At 25.0% G+C, this 21,524-nt stretch carries 19 protein-coding genes and 1 pseudogene; 12 read left to right on the forward strand and 8 right to left on the reverse strand.

The features are described 5' to 3' along the window. Positions 1-27 precede the first annotated feature (27 nt). The 9 genes from secY (at position 28) to JIC14_RS00315 (ending at position 5,794) form a co-directional block, all read left to right on the forward strand. Positions 28-1,350, forward strand: a complete 1,323-nt coding sequence (gene secY, locus JIC14_RS00275; RefSeq protein ID WP_201329811.1) for a preprotein translocase subunit SecY — start codon at positions 28-30, stop codon at positions 1,348-1,350. A gap of 27 nt (positions 1,351-1,377) precedes the next feature. Continuing rightward, entirely contained in the window at positions 1,378-1,596 is a 219-nt protein-coding gene (gene infA, locus JIC14_RS00280) for a translation initiation factor IF-1 (RefSeq protein WP_201329812.1), read from the forward strand. A gap of 31 nt (positions 1,597-1,627) precedes the next feature. Further along, positions 1,628-1,741 (forward strand): 50S ribosomal protein L36, encoded by a 114-nt coding sequence (rpmJ, locus tag JIC14_RS00285; protein ID WP_201329813.1) that lies wholly within the window; start codon positions 1,628-1,630, stop codon positions 1,739-1,741. A 34-nt stretch (positions 1,742-1,775) separates the two neighbouring features. Beyond that, positions 1,776-2,141 (forward strand): 30S ribosomal protein S13, encoded by a 366-nt coding sequence (gene rpsM / locus JIC14_RS00290; RefSeq protein ID WP_201329814.1) that lies wholly within the window; start codon positions 1,776-1,778, stop codon positions 2,139-2,141. A 40-nt stretch (positions 2,142-2,181) separates the two neighbouring features. Then, positions 2,182-2,583 (forward strand): 30S ribosomal protein S11, encoded by a 402-nt coding sequence (gene rpsK / locus JIC14_RS00295; RefSeq protein ID WP_201329815.1) that lies wholly within the window; start codon positions 2,182-2,184, stop codon positions 2,581-2,583. A gap of 153 nt (positions 2,584-2,736) precedes the next feature. Continuing rightward, positions 2,737-3,360 carry a 30S ribosomal protein S4 gene (rpsD, locus tag JIC14_RS00300; protein ID WP_201329816.1) on the forward strand — a complete coding sequence of 208 codons (624 nt, stop codon included), beginning with the start codon at positions 2,737-2,739 and terminating at the stop codon, positions 3,358-3,360. A gap of 50 nt (positions 3,361-3,410) precedes the next feature. Next, positions 3,411-4,388 carry a DNA-directed RNA polymerase subunit alpha gene (locus JIC14_RS00305; RefSeq protein WP_201329817.1) on the forward strand — a complete coding sequence of 326 codons (978 nt, stop codon included), beginning with the start codon at positions 3,411-3,413 and terminating at the stop codon, positions 4,386-4,388. Between the two features lie 76 nt (positions 4,389-4,464). Continuing rightward, the gene (gene rplQ / locus JIC14_RS00310; protein WP_201329818.1) at positions 4,465-4,830 is read left to right on the forward strand and encodes a 50S ribosomal protein L17; all 366 of its coding nucleotides are present in this window, start codon (positions 4,465-4,467) and stop codon (positions 4,828-4,830) included. 25 nt (positions 4,831-4,855) lie between these two features. Next, entirely contained in the window at positions 4,856-5,794 is a 939-nt protein-coding gene (locus tag JIC14_RS00315; protein ID WP_201329819.1) for a carbohydrate kinase family protein, read from the forward strand. A 162-nt stretch (positions 5,795-5,956) separates the two neighbouring features. Here JIC14_RS00315 and JIC14_RS00320 read toward each other — a convergent pair whose 3' ends face one another. Together JIC14_RS00320 and JIC14_RS00325 are read right to left on the reverse strand one after the other, a co-directional pair. After that, positions 5,957-7,024 carry a ribonucleotide-diphosphate reductase subunit beta gene (locus JIC14_RS00320; protein WP_201329820.1) on the reverse strand — a complete coding sequence of 356 codons (1,068 nt, stop codon included), beginning with the start codon at positions 7,022-7,024 and terminating at the stop codon, positions 5,957-5,959. Positions 7,025-7,117: 93 nt separating this feature from the next. After that, a complete protein-coding gene (locus JIC14_RS00325) occupies positions 7,118-9,643 on the reverse strand; it encodes a ribonucleoside-diphosphate reductase subunit alpha (RefSeq protein ID WP_201329821.1) in 2,526 nt (841 codons plus the stop codon). A gap of 252 nt (positions 9,644-9,895) precedes the next feature. Between JIC14_RS00325 and ffh the strand changes: the two genes are divergently transcribed. Continuing rightward, positions 9,896-11,248 (forward strand): signal recognition particle protein, encoded by a 1,353-nt coding sequence (gene ffh, locus JIC14_RS00330; protein ID WP_201329822.1) that lies wholly within the window; start codon positions 9,896-9,898, stop codon positions 11,246-11,248. 21 nt (positions 11,249-11,269) lie between these two features. Here ffh and JIC14_RS00335 read toward each other — a convergent pair whose 3' ends face one another. The 6 genes and pseudogenes from JIC14_RS00335 to accB all read right to left on the reverse strand — a co-directional run bounded on the left by JIC14_RS00335 (position 11,270) and on the right by accB (position 16,767). Next, positions 11,270-13,000, reverse strand: a complete 1,731-nt coding sequence (locus tag JIC14_RS00335) for a proline--tRNA ligase (RefSeq protein WP_201329823.1) — start codon at positions 12,998-13,000, stop codon at positions 11,270-11,272. A 56-nt stretch (positions 13,001-13,056) separates the two neighbouring features. Continuing rightward, positions 13,057-14,058: pseudogene (gene obgE, locus JIC14_RS00340) on the reverse strand (GTPase ObgE); the annotation flags it as partial. Between the two features lie 69 nt (positions 14,059-14,127). Continuing rightward, positions 14,128-14,385, reverse strand: coding sequence for a 50S ribosomal protein L27 (gene rpmA, locus JIC14_RS00345; RefSeq protein WP_201329825.1), 258 nt, complete (start codon positions 14,383-14,385; stop codon positions 14,128-14,130). A 25-nt stretch (positions 14,386-14,410) separates the two neighbouring features. Then, positions 14,411-14,737, reverse strand: a complete 327-nt coding sequence (gene rplU / locus JIC14_RS00350) for a 50S ribosomal protein L21 (protein WP_201329826.1) — start codon at positions 14,735-14,737, stop codon at positions 14,411-14,413. A gap of 134 nt (positions 14,738-14,871) precedes the next feature. Continuing rightward, on the reverse strand, positions 14,872-16,215 hold the full coding sequence (accC, locus tag JIC14_RS00355; RefSeq protein ID WP_201329827.1) for an acetyl-CoA carboxylase biotin carboxylase subunit: 1,344 nt from the start codon (positions 16,213-16,215) through the stop codon (positions 14,872-14,874). Between the two features lie 72 nt (positions 16,216-16,287). Continuing rightward, complete coding sequence (accB, locus tag JIC14_RS00360; RefSeq protein ID WP_201329828.1) at positions 16,288-16,767, reverse strand: acetyl-CoA carboxylase biotin carboxyl carrier protein; 480 nt, start codon at positions 16,765-16,767, stop codon at positions 16,288-16,290. A gap of 251 nt (positions 16,768-17,018) precedes the next feature. Here accB and JIC14_RS00365 point away from each other — a divergent pair, with 251 nt between their 5' ends. After that, positions 17,019-18,908 carry a ribonuclease catalytic domain-containing protein gene (locus tag JIC14_RS00365; RefSeq protein ID WP_201329829.1) on the forward strand — a complete coding sequence of 630 codons (1,890 nt, stop codon included), beginning with the start codon at positions 17,019-17,021 and terminating at the stop codon, positions 18,906-18,908. A gap of 102 nt (positions 18,909-19,010) precedes the next feature. Further along, positions 19,011-21,509, forward strand: a complete 2,499-nt coding sequence (locus tag JIC14_RS00370) for a DNA topoisomerase III (RefSeq protein WP_201329830.1) — start codon at positions 19,011-19,013, stop codon at positions 21,507-21,509. Positions 21,510-21,524: the final 15 nt, after the last annotated feature.

Raw genomic sequence — 21,524 nt, forward strand, 5'->3', positions numbered from 1 at the left:
TATAAAGGAGTATAAATTAATACAATTATGCCAAAATTCTTAAAAACAACTATAAGAGGCTTTCCTTGGAATCGTTTATTGTTTTTATTTTGTGCATTATTTATATATCGTTTAGGTGCGCATATTCCAATTCCTTCAATTAATCTCAATCAACTAACACAATTATTTGAGAAAAATCAAAATAATATTTTAGGAATGTTTAATATGTTTTCTGGGGGAGCTCTGTCTCATTTAACTATATTTTCTTTGGGTATTATGCCTTATATTTCTTCATCAATAATTATGCAATTATTATCAAGTATATTACCTAAATTTGAGAATTTAAAAAAAGAAGGTGAATTAGGAAAATATAAAATTGCTCAATATACTAGATTTAGCACATTAATTCTAGCAATATTACAGGGATCTGGAATTTCTTTAATACTTGAATCTCAAAAAAATTTAGTATTAAATACGGGTATTTATTTTTATTTTATAACTATATTAACATTAGTATCCGGTACAATGTTTTTAATGTGGTTAAGTGAACAAATTACGGAATATGGTTTAGGAAATGGCACTTCTATTATTATTTTTTCTGGAATTATTTCAAGTCTACCTAATACCTTAATTAATTTAATAAAATTAGTTAAAATCGATTTAATAAATGTCTTATTAGTAATTTTAATTTCTTTATTATTATTAATAATGACATATTTTGTTGTATTTATTGAGTGCGGTCAACGTAAAATTTTAATAAATTATATTAGAAAAGAAGTAAATAATAGAATTTATTCTAATAAAAGCAGTTATTTACCATTAAAATTAAATATAGCCGGCGTAATTCCGGCAATATTTGCATCATCTATTATATTATTTCCGATTACTATTATTAGTTGGTTTATTTCTTTTGCTAATAAAAATAATTTTTTTATAATTTTTTTAAAAAATTTAATAAATTTAATTTCTCCTGGTAAATTACTTCATTCGATATTATATACAATCGCAATTATATTTTTTTGTTTTTTTTATGCTACTTTAATATTTAATAGCAAAGAAACAGCGGATAATTTAAAAAAAAGTGGAGCTTTTATTCCTGGTATTCGCCCAGGTTATCAAACTATACGTTATATTGATAATATCATTATGCGTTTAACATTATCTGGGTCTATTTATATAGCTTTTGTTTGTTTAATACCAGAGTTTTTTATTTCTCAATTTAATATTCCTTTTTATTTTGGGGGAACATCATTATTAATTGTTGTAATTGTTACTATAGATTTTTTAACACAAATTCAAAATTATATTCTATCTCAAAAATATGAATCACTTTTTCGTAAAGTAAATTTTAAGAAAAATATATTTTATTAAAAAAATAATATAATTAAAAAATAAAAAATGGAAAAAAATGATGTAATTCAAATGCAAGGACAGATTCTTGAAAATCTTCCAAATGCAACATTTAAAGTAAAATTAGAGAATGGTCATATAATACTTGGGCATATTTCAGGTAAAATGCGAATGAATTATATTCGTATTCTTCCTGGTGATAAAGTGACGGTAGAATTAACACCCTATGATTTAAGTCGAGGGCGTATTATATTTAGAACAAAATAAAAATTTTAAGTTAAAATAAAAGATATAAAAAATGAAAGTTTTAACATCTGTTAAAAGAATTTGTAGAAATTGTAAAATTGTCAAAAGAAAAGGTGTAATTCGTATAATTTGTAAAGAAGCTCGTCATAAACAACGTCAAGGTTAATTAAATATTATATTTTTTTTAATGGAATCAACTTATGACACGAATCGTTGGAGTAAATATACCAAATAATCAACATACTATAATAGGTCTGACGGCTATTTATGGTATTGGTCTCTCGCGTGCGCGAAAAATATGTGAAAGAACTAAAATTTCAACTATTAAAAAAATAAAAGATTTAAATGATAATGAATTAGAAAAATTACGTGAAGAAATTTCTAAATTTATAATTGAAGGTGATTTACGTCGTGAATTTTCTATGAATATAAAGCGTTTAATAGATCTTTCTTGTTATCGAGGAATTCGCCATAGAAAAGGTTTACCATGCCGAGGGCAGCGCACTAGAACTAACGCTCGTACTCGAAAAGGGCCTCGTCGAGCAGCGCAATCATTAAGAAAATAACGCCATTATAATTCACTGAATATTTTTCAAGGAGATTTTTATGGCTAAAATACCCAATAATACTAATGCTCGTATTCGTAAAAAAATTAAAAAAAATATCATTGAAGGTGTTGCGCATATTCATGCCTCTTTTAATAACACTATTATCACAATTACTGATCGAAAAGGTTATACGTTATCTTGGGCATCTTCTGGAAGCGTAAATTTTAAGGGTTCTCGTAAATCTACACCATTTGCTGCTCAAGTTGCTGCAGAATCTGCGGGAAAAATTGCAATTGAACATGGTATTAAAAATTTAGAAGTACGCATTAAAGGGCCCGGTCCAGGACGTGAATCTTCAGTTCGAGCATTAAATAATTTAGGTATTAAAATTACTCAAATTGAAGATGTTACACCTATCCCGCATAATGGTTGTCGTCCTCCAAAACGACGCCGTGTTTAATTTAATTTATAAAATAATATATATTTTTTTAGTTGCCCGCTAATTAGTGGGCAATTTTTTAAAAACATTTTGTTATTTTTATATAATTTTTATTGATTAAAAATAATAAAAATTATTATTATAATTATATTCATAAATATAAAAGGATATTTTATGGCTCGATATATTGGTCCAAAAGCAAAACTTTGTCGTCGTGAAGGTATAGATTTATTTTTAAAAAGCGCGCGTCGCTCATTAGATTCAAAATGTAAATTAGATTTAAAACCTGGTCAACATGGTAGAATTTCTGGATCCCGTACATCTGATTATGGACATCAATTAAGAGAAAAACAAAAAGTTAAACGAATATACGGTATTTTAGAAAAACAATTCCGTCTTTATTTTATTGAGGGAACTCGCCTTAAAGGAAAAACAGGTGAAATTATATTAAAATTATTAGAATCACGACTTGATAATGTGGTATACCGAATGGGTTTTAGTTCTACTAGATCCGAAGCTCGTCAATTAGTATCACATAAAGCATTTTTAGTAAATAAAAAAATAGTTAATATTGCATCATATAAAATAAAACCAGGTGATATAATCTCTGTTAGAGAAAAAGCTAAAAAACAAATCCGTATTACTAATTCTTTAGAATTATCTGAGCATAATAATAAATTTTCCTGGATTACTGTTGATGCAAAAAAAATGGAAGGTATTTTTAAATCAGAACCAAATCGTAGTGAATTTGCTAATGATATCAATGAATCATTAATTGTTGAATTATATTCAAGATAATTTTTAAATATTAAATAATAAAAGTAATAAATATTTAAAAGGAATATTTTATGCAAAACAGTTTATTGAAACCACAAATAATTGATGTTGAAACATTAGGAGTTAATTATGCTAAAGTTATTATGGAGCCTTTTGAGCGTGGTTATGGTTACACATTAGGTAATGCTTTACGTCGCGTATTGTTATCGTCTATGATTGGTTGCGCGCCAACTGAAGTAATAATTTCAGGAGCTTTACATGAATATTCTTCATTAGAAGGAGTGCAAGAAGATATAATTGATATTATATTAAATTTAAAGGGCGTAATATTAAAACTTTATAGCAGAGATTATGCGATATTAAATTTAAAAAAATCTGGAGAAGGCGTTGTTTTAGCTTCTGATATTGAATTATTAAATGATATTGAATTAATTAATCCAAATCATATTATTGCAAATTTATCCGCTAATGGTAAATTAGATATGCAAATTAAATTTGAAAAAGGTCGTGGTTATGTTCCTGGTAATATACGTTATTTAACTGAAAATATAAATAAAACAATTGGTCGTATTATTTTAGATGCATCTTTTTCTCCAGTTCTTCGAGTATCTTATGTAGTAGAGTCTGCTCGTGTTGAACAGTGTACTGATCTTGATAAGTTAATTATGAATATTGAAACTAATGGCGTAATTACTCCAGAAGAAGCAATTCGTCAATCAGCTCGTGTATTAGTTGATCAATTAAATGTATTTGCTGCATTAGAAAATACTCCAGTAAAAAAAGAATTAGATTCTTCTTTACCAAAAATAGATCCAATTTTACTTCGTTCAGTTGATGATTTAGAATTAACGGTACGATCTGCTAATTGCCTTAAGGCTGAAAATATTCATTATATTGGAGATTTAATTCAACGTAGTGAGAATGAATTATTAAAAACCCCAAATCTTGGTAGAAAATCTTTAAATGAAATTAAAGAAATTTTAGGTTCTCGAGGTTTAGTATTGGGAGTAAAATTAGATAATTGGCCCCCCATTGAATTAAAAAAATAATTTATATAAAATATATTATAAATAAAATTATCAAAATTAAATTTAACTAATTTTTACAATATAAGGAAAATATTACATGCGTCATTGTCATGGTTTTCGCAAACTAAATAGAACCTCTTCTCATCGTTTAATAATGTTACGCAACATGACAGTTTCTTTATTGCGTTATGAAATTATTAAGACAACTTTACCTAAAGCAAAAGAATTACGTCGTGTTGTTGAGCCAATATTAACATTAAGCAAAAAAAATACTTTATCAAATAAACGTTTAGCTTTTAGTTATTTACGGGATAGAAAAATTACAATTAAATTATTTTCTGAATTAGGACCGCGTTATATTAAAATTAATGGAGGATATGTTCGTATATTAAAAATGGGTTTTCGTGTTGGAGATAATGCACCCATGGCTTTTATTCAATTATTAAATCAAACAAAAAATTAAATAAAATTATATTTTTAAAATATTTATGAATTCTCTTATTTGTGGTTCATTAGCATTTGATAATATTATGAAATTTAATGGAAAATTTTCACATTCCCTTTTACCTGATCAACTTGATAAAATAAACATTTCATTTTATTCACCAACTATGCAAAAAGAATATGGTGGATGTGCTGGTAATATTGCATATAATTTAAAACTTTTAAATGGCAACCCATTAATTGTAGCTACCTTAGGAAAGGATGGTGCGTCTTATTTAAAGCATTTAAAATATTTAGGAATTTCCAATAAATATATACAAACAATTGATTCAATGTTTACCGCGCAATGTTTTATTGTAACTGATGTTGATAATAATCAAATTACAATTTTTCATCCAGGAGCAATGCAATTATCATATGATAATAATTGCATTAATAATACTGATATAAAAATAGCAATTATTTCTCCGGATAATTGTAGTAACATGATAAAACATATTAAAAAAATATTAAAATTAAAAATTCCATTTATTTTTGATCCAGGGCAAAGTTTATCTATGTTTAATAAAGAAGAATTAATAAAAATTATTAAAAAATCTTCTTATATTATTGTGAATGATTATGAATCTAAATTATTGGTTTCTAAGACTTCATTAAGTTTACAAAAAATAAATAAACAAGTTAAAGTATTAATAGTAACGCGCGGTGAATTAGGTTCTAATATTTTTTTAAATAGTGAAAAAGAAATTAAAATTCCATGCGTAAAAGCTGATAAGATAGTAGATCCAACTGGATGTGGGGATGCATTTAGGTCTGGTATTCTTTTTGGAATAACACATAATTTAGATTGGTATACTATTGGTAGATTATCAAATTTGATGGGGGCAATAAAAATATCTTATCAAGGTGGACAAAAACATTGTCCTAGTTTAAGTGAAATAGATCAGCGCTTTAAAGAAGCTTTTGGTTATAGATACAATTAAATAAATCACTAAATATGAATATATTTTAATTAATATCCGTCTATATAAATAGTATATTTTAGATTTTTAAATAAATAAAATTTATATAATAAAAAGCTACTAAATGTAGCTTTTTATAATTATTTTTTTCATTTTTTAAAAAAAATAAATTTACTCCAAACCTCATTCCCAATCCAGGGTTCCACCCGATTGGTATTCCATCACTCTCGTCTCAAAAAAATTAGATTCTTTCTTTAGATTAATCATTTCACTCATCCAAGGAAAAGGATTTCTTTCATATGGAAAAAGTTGTTTTATTCCAATTTGTTTCATGCGACAATTTGCAATAAAACGTAAATAACTTTTAAATGTTTTTGCATTTAATCCTAATATACCCTTTGGCATAGTATCTTCAGCATAATAATATTCTAATTCTATTGCTTTTAAAAATAATTGTTCTATTTCTTTACAAAATTCTGTAGTCCATAAATTTGGATTCTCAATTTTAATAGTATTAATTAAATCAATACCAAAATTACAATGCATTGATTCATCACGTAAAATATACTGATATAATTCTGATGAACCAATCATTTTATTTTGGCGACCCAATGCTAAAATTTGCGCAAAACCCACATAAAAAAAAAGTCCTTCCATGATACATGCAAAAACAATAAGAGATTTTAATAGTTTTTGATCATTTTTTGTATTTCCAGTTTTAAACTCTAAATTAGTTAATACATTAATAAATGGAATTAAAAATTCATCTTTATCTCGAATAGATTTAATTTCATGATATGCGTTAAAAATTTCTAATTCATCTAATCCTAGTGATTCAACAATATATTGATATGCGTGTGTATGTATTGCCTCTTCAAATGCTTGACGTAATAGATACTGCCTACATTCTGGCGCTGTAATGTGACGATATGTACCTAATACAATATTATTAGCAGCTAACGAATCAGCTGTAGAAAAAAAACCAAGATTTCGTTTAACTAAACGACGTTCTTCTTGTGTTAATCCGATTGGGTTTTTCCATAATTCAATATCACGTTGCATATTAATTTCTTGTGGCATCCAATGATTTGCGCAGCTAGATAAATATCTATCCCACGCCCAATTATATTTAAAGGGAACAAGTTGATTAACATCAGTATGCCCATTAATTATTTGTTTATTAATTTTATTAATTCTTTCAAAAGAATTAATTTTTAATGATTTTTTTTTATTATTAAATTGTATTGACATTTTATTTTATTTTATAAAAATACATTTGTTATTATGTTATTTATTATATTATTTTAATAATATTTTATTAAAAATGAAATTAAATTTTATATTTTATTGACATGATTCACATTCATTAATATCATCTATTTCTTCTGAATTTATTAAACAGTTTTTATTATTTTTTACTTCTTGTAAATCTTTATTATATTCTTTTATAAATGTTTTATCAAGATTTATAGAATCTGATATACTCATTTCAAAAGTTGATTTTTTTGAATAAGTTGCGCTTATTGAACGAAGATAATAAGTTGTTTTTAACCCACGTAACCAAGCTAATTTATAAGTTTCATCTAATTTTTTACCAGATTTATTAGATATATAAATATTTAATGACTGCGATTGATCTATCCATTTTTGTCGCACTGAACCAGCTTCTATTAACCAATTTGGGGAAATTTCAAATGCTGTTGCGTAAATTTTTCGTAAATCATCGGGAATACGACTAATTTCAGATAAATTACCGTCAAAATATTTAAGATTTAAAATCATAGATTCATCCCAAAGACCTTTTTCTTTTAATTCTTTTACTAAATATCTATTAATTTCCGTAAATTCTCCAGATAAATTTGATTTAACATGTAAATTTCTATAGGTAGGCTCAATAGATGCTGATACCCCAATAATATTGGATATTGTTGCTGTAGGGGCAATTGCAACGCAATTTGAATTACGCATACCAAATTTTTTAATACGATTTCGTAGTTTTTTCCAATTAAGACTTTCTGACATATTTATTTTTAAATAGTTTGATCCACGCTCTTTTTCTAATAATTTTAATGAATCTTGAGGAAGAATACCTTGATCCCATAAAGATCCATAATATGAACTATAACGACCTTTTTCTTCTGATAATTTAGTGGAAGCATAATAAGCATAATAACAAATCATTTCCATTGAACGATCAGCAAATTTAATAGCTTCTTTTGATGCATATGGAATTTTCATTATATGTAAACAATCTTGAAAACCCATAATACCTAACCCAACAGGACGATGACGTAAATTTGAATATTTTGCTTTTTTAACCGCATAATAATTAATATCAATTACATTATCTAACATTCGCATTGCTATACGAATAGTTTTTTTTAATTTAATAGGATTTAATTTACCATTTTTCATATGTAATGGAAGATTTATTGAACCTAAATTACAAACTCCTATTTCATTACTGCTAGTATTTAATGTAATTTCAGTGCATAAATTAGAGCTATGAATTATTCCAACATGTTGTTGGGGAGAACGGATATTACAAGAATCTTTAAAAGTAATCCATGGATGACCTGTTTCAAATAACATAGATAGTATTTTACGCCATAAATATAAAGCTGAAATTTCTTTAAATAATTTTATTTTACCAAGTTTTATTTTATTCTCATATAAAAGATAAGATTCCTCAAATTCTTTACCAAATTTATTATGTAAGTCAGGTACATCATACGGGGAAAATAAAGTCCATGTACCTTCTTTTATTACACGTTTCATAAATAAATCTGGAACCCAAATAGCTATATTCATATCATGAGTTCTTCTTCGATCATCTCCTGTATTTTTTCGTAACTCAATAAATTCTTCAATATCCATATGCCAGACCTCTAAATAAGCGCATATAGCCCCTTTACGCTTTCCTCCTTGATTTACTGCTACAGCAACATCATTTACTACCTTTAAGAAAGGTATTACTCCTTGTGAGCGCCCATTTGTTCCCTTAATAAGGGAACCTAAAGAACGTACTTGTGTCCAATCATTTCCTAATCCTCCCGCGTATTTTGATAATAAAGCATTTTCTTTTATAGACTCAAAAATTCCATATAAATTATCAGGAACAGTACTCAAATAACATGAAGATAATTGTGAGCGTATTGTCCCGGAATTAAATAAAGTTGGTGTTGAGCACATAAAACTAAATGAAGAAAGTAAATTATAAAATTTTATTGCATATTCTTCGCGATTATCTTCATTAAGTGATAGTCCCATAGCTATACGCATGAAAAAAAATTGTGGCATTTCAATGCGTACATCTTCAATATGCAAAAAATATCTATCATATAAAATTTTTAAACCAAGATAATTAAATTGTAAATCCCTTTCCGGTAATAATGCATTAGAAAGTAATGGTAAGTTAAATTCCGCTAATTTTGGATTAAGTAATTTATTATTAATTCCTTTATTGATAAATCTTAAAAAATATTTTTTATATTTTATGGATAAATCAATTTGTTTTATTTCTCTTCCAAAAACTTCTTTTCTAATACAATACATTAACAAGCGAGCCGTTACTTGACTATAAACTGGATCTTTTTCCATTAATGTACGTGTTGCTAAAATTGATGACTTATGTAATTCTTCTATAGAAATTCCATTATATAAATTTTTTTTTGTTTCTGATAAAATTAAATTTATATTAACTTCTTTTTCTAATCCTACACAAACTGAACATATAAAATTACGGAGTAATTTCATATCAAGCAAACAAGATTTATTATTCTTTATTATATAAATTTCTTTTTCTATTGTATTTTTGTTACTAAAAATAATACCTTGTTTACTTACCTCCTTATTTAAATTAGTAATCATTTAGTTTTTTGTTAAAATTAGTTAAAAAATGTTTAAATTAGTTTTATTTATATATTTTAATTGAATAAATAAAAATCTAAATAAAAAAATATAAATTTTTTAATATAGCATAGATACTAGTAATTAATAAAATTATAATTTTTTTATTAAAAACCAAAAATTTTATTTTTTTAAAAATTAAATTAGTACTATTAATTTTTAAAAATTTTATATAAAATATATTTTATATTACTTTTATATAAGTTGTTAATTATGTTTAAAAATCTTACTAAACGTTTATCTAATATTATTAAAAAAATGAGCGGGGAAGTGCGATTAACTAAAGATAATACTGAAAATATGTTTCGTGAAATTCGTATTTCATTATTAGAGGCTGATGTATCCCTACCAATTATAAAAAAATTTATTTCTAATATTAAAAACAAATCTATGGGAAAAGAAATTTTATATTCTTTAACCCCTGGACAATCTTTAGTTAGTTTAATTCAATCTGAATTATCTCATATAATGGGGGCTCATCTAGATAAAAAACATTTTCAATTAAATCTTTTAACACAACCTCCTTCTGTAATATTAATAGTGGGTTTACAAGGTAGTGGTAAAACTACAAGTATTGGTAAATTATCAAAATATTTACAAAAAAATAAAAAAAAAATATTAACTGTTTCGACGGATATTTATCGCCCAGCCGCAATTAATCAGTTAAAAATAGTAACATTAGAATCTGGTTCTGATTTTTTTCCTAATATAACTAATAATCCGATTAATATTGTAAATTCCGCTTTAAAGCATGCTAAAATTCATAATTATGATGTTTTAATTATTGATACTCCAGGTCAAATAGGTATTAATAAAATAATGATAAATGAAATAAATTTAATCTATAAAATAGCAAAACCAGTTGAAACTTTATTAATAGTAGATTGTATGTTGGGACAAGATGCTCTAAATCATGCAAAAATTTTTAATAATATGCTAACTCTTACTGGTATTATTCTCACTAAATTAGATGGGGATGCTCGCGGGGGAGCTGCCTTATCTATTCAATATATTATTAAAAAACCTATTAAATTTATTGGAACATCTGAAAAAATTTATGGATTAGAAAAATTTGATCCTATTCGTATGACCAATCGTATTTTAGGTATGGGTGATATTTTATCATTAATTAATAGCGCTAAAGAAAATATTAATAAAATTTCTGCAAAAAAAATAGAAAATAAAATCAAGAATAAAGAAAAATTTGATCTTAATGATTTTAAAACACAATTAATACAAATGAAAAAAATGGGTGGATTAAATATGTTAATAGAAAAACTACCATATTATATTCAACAAAAAACAAATAAATCCAATGTAAATGAAACCGAAAAAAAAATAAGAAGAATAGAGGGAATTATTAATTCAATGACTTTATATGAGCGTAAAAAACCATTCTCTATAAAATCAAAAAGGAAAAAACGTATAGCCGCTGGATCTGGTGTTAATGTACAAGAAATTAATCAAATGTTAATACAGTTTAAACAAATGCAAAATATAATAAAAAAAATTAAAGGAAATAGTATTATGAAAATTATTCGTAATATAAAAAATTATATCAGTTAAAATTTAAATTTTATAAAACTTTTATCTTTTAAGTTTAGAGAATATAAATTTTAATATATCAGTTATTGGCACAAATATTGTTTTTTTATTTCTTCTTTCTTGGTATTCAACTTTTCCATTTTTTATAGTATTATCGCTTATTATAATTCTATGTGGAATACCAATTAATTCCCAGTCAGTAAATATTTTTCCTATTCTTTCTTTTCTATCATCTAGTATAACATCAATATTTGCTTCTATTAATTTATTATATAAAGAATTTATTTTTTTCTTTATAATTTCATTATAATGATAACCAATAGGACATAATACTATTTCAAAAGGTGCTATTAATTGTGGCCAAATTATTCCATTATTATCAAAATTTTGTTCAATAACTGCACTCATAATACGTGTTATACCTATACCATAACAGCACATTTGAATTGATTTCAATTTTCCTTTTTTATCTAAATAAGAAGCCTTCATTTTATCTGAATATATTGTACCTAATTGAAAAATATGACCTATTTCAATTCCACGTTGAATTTTTAACAAGCCTTTACCATCTGGAGATAAGTCTCCTTCTACAACATTACGAATATCTTCTATCTCTGGCTTTGGTAAATCACGATCCCAATTAACACCAGTATAATAAAAATTAATTTTATTTGTTCCGCACGCAAAATCATTCATAATAATTACACTATAATCAGCAATAATACGTATTTCTGGTTTAATATGAAATGGACCTAAGTAATTTGAAGATACACCAAATATATTAATAATTTCAGATTCAGAAGCAAAGCGATAATTTTGTAATCCATCTATTTTTCTTATTTTTATATCATTTAATTGATGATCACTTCGTAATAATAATATACAAATTTTTCGAGTATATAAATTAAGGTTTATTATTAATACAATTGATCGAACTATCATTGATAATGGAAATTTTAAAAAATTTATTATTTGCTTAAAAGTAAATTTATTTGATGGTATGGTAATTAATTTTAATTTTTTAGTAGGTTTATTATTTATATTTAAATTATACATGCTTTTTGCTGTTTCAATATTAGCGGCATAATTTGAATCTGGGCAATATGCAATTATATCTTCTCCTGTTTTTGATATAACATGAAATTCATGCGAAATAGACCCGCCAATTTCTCCGTTATTAGCTTCTACTATACAAAATTTTAAATCAAATTTTTTAAAAATGCGTATATAAGTGTTATACATTTTTTGATATGAAAATTTCATGCTTTCTAAATCACAATCAAATGAATACGCATCTTTCATTATAAATTCTCTGCTACGAATTAAGCCAAATCGAGGACGAATTTCATCACGAAATTTAGTTTGAATATGATAAAAATTAATTGGTAATTGTTTATAACTATGTATTTCATTGCAAATAATGTTTGTTATTACTTCTTCAGAAGTAGGTTGAATAATAAAATTACGATTATATCTATCTTTTACTTTTATAAAATCTAAATTTATTTTTTTATAACGACCACTTTTTTTCCATAATTCAATTGGCTGCATAATTGGCATTAATAACTCAATAGCACCAGAATTATTCATCTCCTTTCTAATAATTTCTTGAATTTTATGAATAACTCGTAAACCAATAGGCATATAAGCATAAATTCCGGAGCTAATTTGCTTAATCATTCCAGAACGTATCATTAGTTTATAACTAATTACATCACTATTTTCGGAGAAAGTTTCCTTGAGTGTGGAAATAAAAAAAATAGAAGCACGCATATTATTTTAAAAATATAATTTTGTTATATAACTTATTTTTTATATTAAGTAAGTTTAGATAAATAATGATAAATTTTAAAAATTAACTCAGAACAACCAACATGTGTCAATGCAGAAATTTTAAATATTTTATTTTTTGATTTAAAATAATCAACAAAATTTTCCATATATTTTATTTTTTCTTTTTCAGAAAGAATATCAATTTTATTTAAAATAATCCAACGAGGTTTTTCAAAAAGTGAAATATTATAATTTCTTAATTCTTGTGTTATGTCATTAATTTCTTGAATTAAATTAATTATATTTTTAAATAACGACACATCAATAATATGTAAAAGTAATTTTGTACGCTGTAAATGACGTAAAAATTGGATACCAAGACCAGCTCCATATGAAGATCCTTTAATTAACCCAGGTATATCTGCGATAGTAAAATTATTATCATAATTAATATTTACTACACCAAGATTTGGATATAATGTTGTAAATGGATAATCACTAATTTTAGGACGCGCGTTTGAAACAGCAGAAATAAATGTTGATTTACCAGAATTTGGTCGACCTAATAAACCAACATCCGCTAAAATTTTGAGCTCTAATTTTAATTCTTTATATTCACCTTTAATTCCATTACTTTTTTTATATGGCACTCTATTAATCGAAGATTTAAAGTGAATATTTCCTCTACCCCCTTTACCTCCATTTGCCAGTAATACTACTTGCTTATCTTTAACGAGTTCAGCAATATTTTTTTCAGTTTTATAATCAATAATTAAAGTACCAATTGGCATACGAAGAAATATATCTTTTGCATTTTTTCCATGACAAGCATCGCTTCTTCCATTTCCCCCATTTTTTGCTTTTTGTTGCTTAGAAAAAGAATATTCAATTAATGTATTAACATTACGATCAGCTATTGCCCAAATTGAACCTCCTTTTCCCCCATCTCCCCCGCTAGGGCCGCCAAATGGACGATATTTTTCTCGACAAAAACTAATAATACCATCTCCTCCGTCTCCCGCGATTACTTGAATTTTAGCTTCATCTATAAATTTCATAAAATAAAATTGTAAAATTTACTAAAAAATTTAATTTTAAATTAAAATTTAAATAAAATTAAAAACAAATTAAATTTTTACTACCGTAACTAATTGTTGTTTTTTCTTACCATGTTTTAAAAAAAATACTTTACCCTTAACTAAGGAGAATAAAGTATGATCTTTTCCAATTCCAACATTTTTTCCTGCATGTACTTTTGTTCCTCGTTGACGAAGAATAATATTCCCGGCATTAATTATTTGATTTCCATAAATTTTAATACCTAATCGCTTAGATTTCGAATCTCTTCCATTCCGAGTCGTTCCCCCTCCTTTTTTATGTGCCATAAAAAAAACTCCTTAATATTCCTTTTTAATTTATTTTTTTATCATAATCTATAGAAATAATTTTTATTTCTGTATAATTTTGTCGATGACCTTGATTTTTTCGATAATGTTTACGTCTTTTCATTTTAAAAATTTTAATTTTCTTAAAACGACTTTGTGCTAATACGATAGCTGAAATTGTAGCATCAGAAACTAATGGTTTACCTAAAATGATATTTTTATCTGTATATATAGCAAGTATTTTATTTAAAATTATTTTTTCCCCAACATTTACAGATATTTTTTCTATTTTAAGTTTTTCATTATTGGTAACTTTATATTGTTTACCCCCGGTTTTTATTACCGCATACATAAAAGAAAACCTTAATAGTTTGTAAAATTTTTTTAAAAATATATTATAATTTTATATAAAAAAAAATTATTTTATATACATTTTTATTCTAAGTCAAAAGTTCTTTTAGAAACAATAATACTTAAAAATGATTTTTAATTTTTAAATAATATCTTTTTTAAATAATTAATACTTATTTCACCTCTTATAAAATTATCATCTATCATTAATTTTTTATGTAAAGGAATATTAGTATTTATTCCTTCGATGATTATTTCTGATAAAGCTATTTTCATTCGACAGATTGCCTGTTCACGAGTTAAGCCATAAGTAATTATTTTTCCAATCATTGAATCATAAACAGATGGCACATAATAACCAGAATAAATATGAGAATCAATACGAATACCCGCTCCTCCAGGTGAATGCCAATTTTGAATACATCCAGATGATGGCATAAAACGAAATGGATCTTCAGCATTAATTCGACATTCAATTGCATGTCCTTTTAATATGATATCTTTTTGATTATATTCTAATCTTTTACCTGCGGCAATACGAATCTGTTCTTTAATAATATCAACCCCAGTAATAAACTCTGTTACTGGATGCTCAACTTGTATACGAGTATTCATTTCTATAAAATAAAAGCTTCCATTTTCATATAAAAATTCAAATGTTCCTGCACTATAATAATTTATTTTTTTACAAGCATTAATACAAAGTTCAGCAATTTTTTCAATAATTTTTCTTGAAATTCCAGTTGCCGGAGCTTCTTCAATTAATTTTTGATGTCGTCTTTGCATTGAGCAATCTCGTTCACCAAGCCAAATTGCATTTTTATATTTATCACATAAAATTTGTATCTCTATATGTCGCGGATTTTCTAAGTATTTTTCTATGTATACTTCAGAGTTACCAAATGTAGATTCAGCTTCTGATTTAGTAATATTAACTGCATTCACTATATCATTTTCATTGTATATAACACGCATCCCCCTTCCTCCTGCCCCTCCACTGGATTTAATAATGATAGGATAACCAATAGTACGCGCAATATTTATAATTTCTTGTGGATTTTTGGATAATTTTTTATTAAATCCTGGAACACAAGGTATATTCATTTCAGTCATAATTTGTTTAGCTGATAATTTATTACTCATCATACGTATAGAGCTAGAATGTGGTCCAATAAAAATAAAACCAGATTTTTCAGTACATTCCGCGAAATTAGAATTTTCAGATAAAAAACCATATCCAGGATGAATAGCTTCTGCATTAGTAATTTCTGCTGCACTAATAATTGCTGGTATATTCATATAACTAAATATGGGTTTATCTAAACCTATACATACTGATTCATCAGCTAATTTAACGCATTTAGTATTGCGATCTATTTCTGAATGTACTATAACTGTTTTAATTCCCATTTCTTGACATGTACGCTGAATTCTTAAGGCAATTTCTCCGCGATTAGCAATAAGTATTTTTTTAAACATAAGTATTTATATTAGTATTAAGTATTTATATCTATGTAAATTTGTTATAAATTTTGATTAAATGTTTTTATATTAAATTAATTTTAAAATAAATAATGGTTGCCCGAATTCAACTGGTTGTTCATTTTCAACAAGAATTTTTTTAATAATTCCTTGCTTTTCTGAATTAATTTCATTTAATAATTTCATTGCCTCAATAATACATAATGTTGTTCCAATTTTAACTTCAGATCCAATTTCAACAAATGGAGAAGAATTAGGAGCTGATGAATGATAAAAAGTTCCAACCATAGGTGATTTAATTATATATTTTTTGGAATCATTTATTGTTAATTTATCACTACTTAATACTGATATATTTTTTTTTTCTGAGGTTATAGAATTACACTTTTGATCCGATAAATTTTTTGATTTCAACATTAATATTTTATCATGTAATTGTATAGATTCTTTAATAATACGAATATAATTTTTTTCTTCTGTTACCTCTAATTCTTTAATATTAGATTTTGCCACAAGATCAATAAGAGATTTTAATTTTTTTAAATCCATTTCAAGTCCTAAATAATTTTATAAATTTTGAAATAAAAAAAATATATTTTAAAATAAAAATTAAATATTAATTTATTTTTTATAATTTTTCTTTAAATTTTATCTTCTAATTTTAAAGATTTTTGAAATATATTATTATTTTTTTTTATTATATGCATTTAAGGTATTTTTTAGATATGAATTTAAATTCCTATTGAGTCATAAATAAAATTATAAATTTATATTTATTAAATAATTAATGGAAATAGATTATGAATTTACTTTTTGAAAAATATAGCGCCTTTAAAGTTGGCACAATTTTTTCTCAGAATGGTAATTTTTATCAAGTTAAAATAATTTCTGGCCGACATATTAAGGTAAAAAATAGTGATATTTTACTACGATTTTCCACACCAAATCCAGATCAATTAATTAAACAAGCAAAATTATTAGCTAATGAAATTGATCTTAATTTTTTATGGGAAATTGTTGGAACAAAAGAATTTTATTTTTTTGATTTAGGTATAGAATACTTTGGGCATACTCCATTATCATATGAAGCGGCTAGTTTATTATTTTGCTTACATAATTCTCCTATTTATTTTTATAAAAAAGGAAAAGGACGTTATAAAGCAGTACCTGGAAAATTATTAAAAACAACTAAAATTAATTTAGAAAAAAAAAAATCACAAATAAAATTACAAAATGAATATATTAGTAAATTAAAGAACAAAGAAATACCAGATAAAATACAAAATTTGGCTCTACAATTATTATTTAAACCAGATAAAAATAGCATAGAATATAAAGCATTAAATATTGCTAGTAAGGCATTAAAAGTATCTCCGGAACGTTTAATAATTGATTGCGGTAGAATTAAATCAATTGAACAATTACATTATAAAAAATTTTTATTTCATTTTTTTCCAAAAGGTATTAAATTTCCAAATTTAATTATACCTAATTTACCAAAATTACCTGTAGCTAATAATATACGCGCATTTTCTATTGATGACGCTTCAACTACTGAAATTGATGATGCATTATCAGTTGTTAAACTTTCATGCGGAAAAATTCAAATAGGCATACATATTTCTGCCCCAGGTTTATGTATAAAACGTAATGATTTAATTGATAATTTTATACGAGAGCGTATGTCAAGCATATATACTCCTGGAAATAAAATAACTATGTTACCTAGTAATATAATTGATAAATTTAGTTTAAATGAAGGGAAAACTCGTGCCGCGTTATCTCTTTATTCAATATTAAATCCAATAGATTGGTCATTAGTTTCCACAAAAACTCGAGTAGAAATGATTTCTATTGTATCTAATTTAAGAAATAATTATTTAAACTCATTAATTACAGAAGAAATATTAAATTCTGGTGAAGGTGAGTATCCACATAAAAACGATATTGCTATATTATGGAAATGGGCAAAATCTCTTGAAAAAAAACGTATGATTAAACGAAAATCTTTTGGTTTAAAATCAAAAAAAAATGATAAAATTGATTTTAATTTTTCTGTTAAAAATAATATAGTAACTATTACTTCTTATAAAAGAGATACATCAATTAACAAAATTATATCAGAATTAATGATTTTTGCTAATAGCAATTGGGGTAAATTAATTTCTAATCACAATATTCCTGGCATTTATCGTGCACAAGGAGGATGCGAGTATACATCAAAAACACAAGTGCGTATGATAACGCATCCCGCTCCTCATCAAGAATTAGGTGTTAATCAATATACTTGGAGCACTTCACCATTAAGAAGATATGTAGATTTAGTTAATCAATGGCAAATATTAGCATGTATAAAATATCAAAACATTTCATCTATAAAGGCGCCCTTTCAACCCGGTGATACAGATTTATTTGATATAATATTATCATTTGATAAATTAAATTCTAATTATTCTTATTTTCAAAAAAAAATGGAACGTTATTGGTGTTTACGTTGGTTATTGCAAAATAAAATTAAATTAATTTACGCAACGGTAATTAAAAATGAAATTTTTCAATTATTAAATTTACCTTTAATTATTCGTTTACCTGGACAAAAATTAATACAAGGTACACAAGTGAAGTTGAATTTATTACATATAGATGAAATCAATTTAACTATTGAGGTTAAATTATTAGAAATTTTATAAACTTATTATAATAATTTTTAAAGTTAAAAATAAATTGCAAAATTATATTAAATAAATTAATAAAAATAATAAGATTAAAATATTTTTTAAAAATATATATTTATGAATAAAATTCTTATTATTGCAGAAAAACCTTCTGTTGCATGTGATATTGCTAAAACATTAGGTGGATTTACTAAATATGATGAATATTTTGAATCTGATTGTTATGTACTTTCATCGGCAATTGGTCATTTATTGAAAATTTCCGTTCCCAAGAAATATCATACAAAATATAATAAGTGGACCTTTAAAAATTTACCAATAATTCCACCAAATTTTATTTTAAATCCAATTACTAAAACTAAATCTAGATTAAAATTATTAAATTTTTTAATTAAACGTAAAGATATTGTTGAGTTAATTAATGCTTGTGATGCTGGACGAGAAGGAGAATTAATTTTTCGTATGATTATAAGTTATACACATGCCACACAACCTATAAAACGATTATGGTTACAATCCATGACATCAAGCGCAATTCGAGATAGTTTTGCTAATCTTAAAAGAGATAGTGATATGCTTTTATTAGCAGATGCCGCTCGAAGTCGCAGTGAGGCTGATTGGTTAATAGGTATTAATGGAACGCGTGCTATGACTGCTTTTAATTCAAAAAATGGTGGATTTTATTTAACAACCGTAGGAAGAGTGCAAACACCTACTTTATCAATTGTAGTTACTAGAGAAGAAAAAATAAAAAAATTTATACCTCGAAATTTTTGGGAAATAAATGCTACTTTCATTAGTTTTCATCCAGAAAATAATATGAAGATTATTTATAAAGGAAAATGGATAGACTATAAATACAAAAAAAATACTCTAGATCTAGAAAAAAAACCTGAACGATTATGGAATAAATTAACAGCAGAATCAATTATATCTAATTGTATTAAAAAAAAAGGAATTGTTACTGGAAAACTTAAATTAACTAAATTAAAAGCACCTCTTTTATTTAATTTAACTAGTTTACAGCGTGAAGCTAATTGTCGATTTGGTTTGTCAGCTAAAAATACTTTAAATTTAGCACAAAAACTTTATGAAAAATATAAAGTTATAACATATCCAAGAACTGATTCATGTTATTTACCAAGAGATTATGTCGATTATATTGAAAAAATTTTATTTTCACTATGTGATAATAAAAATTATCAAAAATTTACAAAAGAAATTTTGAATAAAAAATGGTATTTTATAAAAAATAAACGTATTTTTAATAATTCTAAAGTTAGTGATCATTTTGCAATTATTCCTACTACAATACCATTACCTAAAAAAATTTCAGATTTAGAAAATAAAATTTATGATTTAATTATGCGTCGTTTTATAGCAATATTTTTTCCGGTTGCTGAATTTCAGATAATTACTTATATTACTAAAGTTAAAGAAAATTATTTTAAAAGCAAAGAAAAAATAATGATTAATTCTGGATGGCTAATAGTTTATGATAATAAAATAAATAATAAAAATATAAAAAAAAATAATGAATTACTTAATATAATTAAACTAAAAAAAGTACAAGTTAATTCAATGACAATAAATACATTAACTACAACCCCTCCCGCTCGTTATACAGAAGCTACCTTATTATCAGCAATGGAAGGAGCTGGAAAATTAATTAATTTAGAAGAATTTCGTGAAGCAATAACAGAAAAAGGATTAGGTACTCCTTCTACTCGTGCTTCTATTATTGAAGGTTTAATTAGTGAAAAGTATTTATTAAGAGAGTTTCAAAAAATAATACCAACAGCCAAGGCTTTTCAGTTAATGATTTTATTGCGGGGGCTTGGAATTAATGAATTAACTAATCCAGCATTAACGGGTGAATGGGAATATAAATTAAAGCAAATAGAAAAAGGAGATATTAGCCGAGAAGAATTTATGTGTGAAATTAAAAATATGACTAGAATTATTGTTAAAAGAGCTAAAGAGTATAATTGTAATACAATTCCAGGAAATTATATAACATTAAATTCAATATGCCCTAATTGTAAAGGAATTATTAAAGAAAATTATCATAGTTTTTCATGTATTTTTTGTATTTTTTCAATAAATAAAATTTTAGCAAATCGTCAATTTGAAATTTTTGAAATTGAAAAATTATTAACTAATCATATTATCGGGCCGTTAAATGGGTTTTGTTCAAAAAATGGTAGAACATTTTCTGCGATGATTAAAATTGTATATAACGCTGAAATAAAAAATTATAAATTAGAATTTGATTTTGGAAAAAATAACAATATAAAAAATAATTATTTATTTGATTTAAATAAAAAAAATATATTAGGAAAGTGTCCAATATGCAACGGAAATGTATATGAAATGGGATTAATTTATTCGTGCGAAAATTTTTTTAAAAAATTAAAAAAATGTAATTTCCATAGTAATCGCATTATTCTAGAAAAAGAAATCCTTCCTGAGCAAATAATTAAATTACTTAATAAAAATAAAACTGATTTATTGACAGGCTTTATATCTCAACGTACTAAACGTTCATTTAAGGCCTTTCTTGTTAAAGATAAAAATGGAAAAATTTCATTTGAATTTAAAAAAAATAAAAATTAAAAATTAATTAGAATT

The sequence above is a fragment of the Candidatus Profftella armatura (Diaphorina cf. continua) genome, from assembly GCF_016593155.1.
Taxonomy (GTDB): domain Bacteria; phylum Pseudomonadota; class Gammaproteobacteria; order Burkholderiales; family Burkholderiaceae; genus Profftella; species Profftella armatura_A.